Origin of the sequence: Aromatoleum toluvorans, assembly GCF_012910905.1 — a bacterium.
Lineage (GTDB): Bacteria > Pseudomonadota > Gammaproteobacteria > Burkholderiales > Rhodocyclaceae > Aromatoleum > Aromatoleum toluvorans.
Genome location: NZ_WTVN01000090.1, coordinates 1 through 494, shown reverse-complemented (window position 1 = coordinate 494; position 494 = coordinate 1). Strand labels below are relative to the sequence as shown.

Here is a 494-nt window from a genome sequence, read left to right as displayed (position 1 = left end):
GAGCTACACCACCCGCCGCGTCACCGCGATCCAGCACGGCAACGCGATCTTCTCCATCATGGTCTCGTTCCATTCCGATGAAGAGAGCAACTTCAATCACCAGGAGAAGATGCCCGACGTGCCGCCGCCGGAGAAGCTGACGGCGGAGGAAGTCTCGAAGCAGCCGATGTTCAAGGAGATGCCGGAGTTCATCCGTCGCTACTACGAAAGCGACCGGCCGATCGAGCTGCGCCCGGTCGAGCTCGGCCGCTATTTCGGCCAGCAGATCGACGACGGCCGCATCCATGTCTGGATCCGCACCGCGGCGAAGCTGCCCGACGATCCGGCACTGCATCTGTGCGCGCTGGCCTATGCCTCGGATTTCTCGCTGCTCGACGCCGTGATGGCGCGCTACGGCCGCACGCTGTTCGATCGCCGCATGATGCCGGCGAGCCTCGATCACGCGATGTGGTTTCATCGCCCGTTCCGCGCCGACGAATGGCTGCTCTACGCGC

Annotated in this window: 1 protein-coding gene; it reads left to right on the top strand. The window is 64.2% G+C overall.

Features of this window, described 5'->3' with window-relative positions:
- The coding region (locus tag GPA22_RS22425) for an acyl-CoA thioesterase (protein WP_211169309.1) at window positions 1–494 on the top strand (494 nt) is incomplete at both ends.